Genomic DNA, 5,201 nt, shown 5'->3' with positions numbered 1-5,201 from the left:
GCTCGTGGGAGGGCGTGAGCCAGACGCTGGGGGCGCCGCTGCGGCTGTCGACGCGGCCCGGGGTCGGCACGGCAGTGGCCCAGTCGGCCGTGCTGGCCAGGAGCGCCACCGCCGCCGTCACCGGTGACGAGGAGGTCACCGGCTCCGAGCTCGTGGTGGACGCGACCGGCGCCGTCCCGCGGCTCGCGTGGGAGGTCGTCACCGGCGGCGTCCAGGCCGACGGCACGCCCAGCCGCCTGAGGTCGTACGTCGACGCCCGCACCGGCAAGGTCTTCCGCACCGAGCAGGGAATCCACACCGCCGACGGCTCCGGCCAGTCGCTGTACTCCGGCACGGTGCCGCTCCAGCTCACCCAGTCCGGGTCGGCGTACCTGATGAAGGACGCGACCCGGGGCGGCACCTACACCACCGACGTCAACAACGGCACCGACTCGATGCTCTGCCAGCTCTTCGGTTCGGGATGCAAGACCGGGACGACGTTCAGCTCGCCCGACACGTCCTTCGGCAACGGCACCACCAGCAGCCGCGAGTCCGCGGCGGTGGACGCGCAGTACGGCACGAACATGACCTGGGACTACTTCAAGCTGGTCCACGGCCGCAACGGGATCTTCGGCAACGGCACCGGCTCCTACAACCGCGTGCACTACGGCAAGAACTACGTCAACGCGTTCTGGGACGGCACCAAGATGACGTACGGCGACGGGGACGGTGTCAGCTTCGGCCCGCTGACCTCGCTCGACGTCGCCGGCCACGAGATGACCCACGGCGTCACCGAGAACACCGCCGGCCTCACCTACTCGGGGGAGTCGGGCGGGCTCAACGAGTCCACCTCGGACATCTACGGGACGATGGTGGAGTTCTACGCGGCCAACGCGGCCGACCCCGGCGACTACCTGATCGGTGAGGAGTTCGACCTCAAGAACCACCGCGGCTTCCGCCGCATGGACGACCCCGCCTCCGACGGCAGCTCGCAGAACTGCTGGACGACCGGCACCAAGGATCTCGACGTGCACTACTCCTCGGGCGTGGGCAACCACTTCTTCTACCTGCTCTCGGAGGGCGCCGGCACCAAGACGTTCGGCGGGGTGGCACACACGTCGACCACCTGCAACGGCGCGACCCTGACCGGGATCGGCCGGGACGCGGCAGCATCGATCTGGTTCCGGGCGCTGACGGTCTACATGACGTCGTCGACCACCTACTCGGGTGCCCGGACGGCCACCCTCTCGGCGGCCCGCGACCTCTACGGCGCCGGCAGCGCCCAGCAGTCCGCGGTCGCCGCTGCATGGAGCGCGGTCTCCGTGGCCTGACCCACGACGTCACGGAGGGCCTGCACCCCACGGGGGTGCAGGCCCTCTGTCGTGCTGGTCCGTCGTGCCGGTGGCTGACGCCGGTCGGTCAGGGGACCATCCAGCTGAGCACGGCGGTGGACTGCAGGCCCACCAGGATGCACATCAGGAAGAGCAGGCCCAGGCTCCAGCCGATGACCTTGCGGAAGATGTCGCCCTCCCGGCCGGCCATGCCGACGGCGGCCGCCGCGATGGCGAGGTTCTGGGGGCTGACCATCTTGCCGAGGACGCCTCCGGAGGTGTTGGCGGCGGCCATCAGCACGGGGTCGAGACCGGCCTGGGCGGCCGTCTGGACCTGGAGCGCACCGAAGAGGGCGTTGGCGGAGGTGTCGGAGCCGGTGACGGCCACCCCGAGCCATCCGAGGATCGGGGACAGCAGCGCGAACGCGGCTCCCGTGCCGGCGAGCCAGGCGCCGAGCGAGGCGGTCTGGCCCGACAGGTTCATCACGTAGGCAAGGGCCAGCACCGCCATCACGGTGATGATCGCGGACTTGAGCTCGACGTAGGTGCGGCCGTAGGTACGCAGGGCGTCGCCCGGGCTTACCTTGAGGATCAGCATCGTGATGAGGCCGGCGAGGATCATCAGCGTGCCGGCGGCGGGCAGCCAGTTGAACGCGAACGTCGTCGTCGAGACCGGCTCGCCGCCGGTGTTGAGTACCTCGAGGCCGGGCCACCCGAACGTGTAGGTGAACGGCTTCTCGGCCAGGTACTCCTTGATGGCCGGGATGTTGACGATCGAGAAGATCACGATGATGACGCCGTACGGCGCGTAGGCCTTTGCGACCTCGGCCCCCGAGTCGTGGACGGGGGTGTCGCCGGACCCGGATCCGGGGCCCGTCGCGCGAGCCGTCGAGGAGGTGACGGCCGTGGAGACGCCGTGCGGCTGGCGACGCCCCGACGCGGACGTGCCGGCACGCTCCAGCTCGTCCTCCTCGGCCACGACGCGGTCGGCGGTGAGCACCTCGGACGGCGTCCACACGCGCAGCAGCAGCACGACGGCGGCGGCGGCGACGAGGCTGGCGACGATGTCGGCCAGCGGCACGGAGATGTAGTTGGCGGCCACGAACTGCGCGAGCCCGAAGGCCGCGCCGCAGACGAGAGCCGGGAACCACGTCTGGCGTACGCCGCGCTTGCCGTCGACGACGAAGACCAGCACGAGCGGGACGATGACGGCCAGGATCGGGGTCTGCCGCCCGACCATGGCGCCCAGGGTCTCGACGTTCAGGCGCGGGTCGTCGCTGGCGCCCGACGAGACCGCGGCGAGGGTGACGATGGGCGTGGCCAGGGCGCCGAAGGCGACGGGAGCGGTGTTGGCGATCAGGGCGACCGCGGCGGCCTTGATCGGCCGGAACCCGAGGGCCATCAGCATCACGACGGTGATGGCGACCGGGGTGCCGAAGCCGGCCAACGCCTCGAGCAGCGCGCCGAAGCAGAAGGCGATGATCATCGCCTGGATCCGCTGGTCAGGGCTCACCCGCTCGAACGAGCGCCGCAGCACGTCGAAGTGCCCGGAGGCGACGGTCAGGTTGTAGACCCAGATCGCGTTGATGACGATCCACAGGATCGGGAAGAAGCCGAACGCCGCGCCCTCGGTGGCCGCGAGGAGGGCCTGGCCGACGGGCATGGCGAAGAGCACGACCGCGACGACGAGGGCCACGCCGAGCGAGATGAGGCCGGCGACCCAGGCGCGGAGGCGGAGCCCGCCCAGGAGCACGAAGAGCGTCAGCAGGGGGATGATCGCGCACAGCGCGGAGAGGGCCAGCGAGTCGCCGACCGGTGAGAGGTTCTGTTGGAACACGGGGTCTCCCGAAAGGTTGTGGGTGGATCAGGCCGTCGTGAACGTCGTCGCTGGAGCCCCCCGGATGGAGGCGTCGAGCACCTCGATCGTGTGGGCCATGCCCATCGGGCGTCCGCCGTCGGCGGTGGTCAGGCGCTCGATCGCCGAGGTCACCTGCATCAGGCACCCGGGGTTGGCGGTGACCAGCACCTCGGCGCCGGTGGAGACGATGTTGTGGGCCTTGCGGTCCCCGAGCTCGCGCGCGGGCTCGGGGTTCGTGATGTTGTAGATGCCGGCCGACCCGCAGCACAGGTCGCCCTCCGGGATCTCCCGCAGCTGCAGGCCCGGGATCGCCTCGAGCAGGCGACGGGGCTCGGYGCGCACGCCCTGGGCGTGGGCCAGGTGGCAGGCGTCGTGGTAGGCGATGGTCATCTCGAGCGGATGGCGGGGCGCGACCGGGCCGAGCTCGTCGAGGATCTCGGAGATGTCGCGGACCCGGCCCGCGAACTCCTGGGCCCGGGCGGCGTAYGCCGGGTCGTCGGCGAGCAGCGCGGCGTACTCCTTCATCGAGGAGCCGCAGCCGGCGGCGTTGACGACCACCCGCTCGACGCCGGTCGACTCGAAGGCGTCGACGAGCGCGCGGGCGTAGTCCTGCGCCTCCTGCTCGCGGCCGTTGTGCACCGACAGCGCGCCGCAGCAGCCCTGCGAGCGGGGGACCACGACGTCGCAGCCCTCGGCGCGCAGCACCCGGGCGGTGGCGGAGTTGACGCCTGGGAAGAACGCGCCCTGCACGCAACCGGTGAGCAGGCCCACCGTCATCCGGCGGGTGCCGGTGGCGCGGATGTGCTCGGGCAGCGGCTCGGGGCGACCCAGCCGAGGGGCGAGGCTCTCCATCGCCGCCAGGTGGGGGGAGAGGCGGTCGAGGAGGCCGGTACGACGCACCGCGCGGTCGAGGCCGGTGGCCTGCATGGCGCGCAGGGGACCGCGCAGCAGCCGGAGCCGGCGGGGGTGCGGGAAGAGGGCGAAGATGAGGCCCCGCAGTGCCTTTTCCTGGGGGGCGCGCTCGTGGTGGCGCTCGACCTGGGCCCGGGTCTGCTCGATCAGGGTGTCGTACTGGACGCCCGAGGGGCACGCCGTGACACAGGCCATGCAGCCCAGGCAGGCGTCGAAGTGACCGACCATCTCGTCGCTCATCGGCTCGCCCTCCAGCCCCTCCTTCATGAGGTAGATGCGCCCACGCGGGGAGTCCATCTCCTCACCCCAGAGCACGTACGTCGGGCAGGTCGGCAGGCAGAACCCGCAGTGCACGCAGTCGCCGATCAGGGCGGCGTCGGGCGGGTTGTGGTCGTCGAAGGCGCCGCCGGGGGCCGGCATGCCGAGGTCGACAGGGTCGGTGACCCCGCCCATCTCGCCCAGCGTGCCGTCGGTGTCGTGCTCGGTCGTGCTCATCAGATGCCTCCCACGAAGCGTCCCGGCGAGAGCCGGTGGTCAGGGTCGAACTGGTCCTTCACGCGGCGCATCAGGTCGAGCGCGGGRATCGGTCCCCACACGTCGACCGCGGCCTTCACCGCGGCGGGCGCGTCGACGACGACGGCGGTGCCGCCGTGCCGGGTGCACACCTCACGCAGCCGGGCCAGGGCCGACCGGACGTCGTCGGCCGGGGTGCCGGGGTCGAGGGACCCGTAGAGCACGCCGGAGCCCGCCGAGCCGCGCACCGCGACACCGCCGTCCTCGGCCGCGGCCAGGACGTCGGCGACCCCGGAGAGCACGCAGGTGAGCTTGAGGGCGGTGCTGCGGGCGTCACCGGCGGAGGTCACGTCCCAGGGGTACGTCGCCCCGCCCGCGGGCTCGTCGTCGGTCTCGCTCGCGTCCGGCCCGAGCAGGCGGCGTACGGCGTCGACCCGGGCGGTGACGCTGTCGGGGCGGCCCTCGACCAGCACGGCGAGGGTGCCGGCGCCACCGGCCCAGTCGACCTCGACCGCGGCCGGCACGACCTGCGAGTGCACGACCGACTGCGCGAGGGTCAGTGCGCGGCCGGGTGAGTCGACGGGCGCGACGACCCAGCGGTGGGCGGC

At 72.1% G+C, this 5,201-nt stretch carries 4 protein-coding genes; 1 reads left to right on the top strand and 3 read right to left on the bottom strand.

The features are described from left to right. Positions 1 to 1,310: M4 family metallopeptidase (locus ACXJKL_RS13810; RefSeq protein WP_457207617.1), on the top strand; the 1,310-nt coding region annotated here is incomplete at its 5' end. A gap of 88 nt (positions 1,311 to 1,398) precedes the next feature. On the opposite strand, the gene ACXJKL_RS13805 is transcribed toward ACXJKL_RS13810, so the two are convergent. The 3 genes from ACXJKL_RS13805 to ACXJKL_RS13795 form a co-directional block, all read right to left on the bottom strand. After that, positions 1,399 to 3,147, bottom strand: a complete 1,749-nt coding sequence (locus ACXJKL_RS13805; protein ID WP_457207616.1) for an L-lactate permease — start codon at positions 3,145 to 3,147, stop codon at positions 1,399 to 1,401. A 27-nt stretch (positions 3,148 to 3,174) separates the two neighbouring features. Beyond that, positions 3,175 to 4,575: a (Fe-S)-binding protein gene (locus ACXJKL_RS13800; protein WP_457207615.1), complete on the bottom strand. Its 1,401-nt coding sequence runs from the start codon at positions 4,573 to 4,575 to the stop codon at positions 3,175 to 3,177. Further along, positions 4,575 to 5,201: FAD-linked oxidase C-terminal domain-containing protein (locus tag ACXJKL_RS13795; RefSeq protein WP_457207614.1), on the bottom strand; the 627-nt coding region annotated here is incomplete at its 5' end. The genes ACXJKL_RS13800 and ACXJKL_RS13795, both read right to left, overlap by 1 nt.

This window comes from Nocardioides sp. P5_C9_2, from assembly GCF_054049555.1.
The sequence above is the reverse complement of the archived record's forward strand: the minus strand, read 5'-3'. Positions and strand labels throughout refer to the sequence as shown.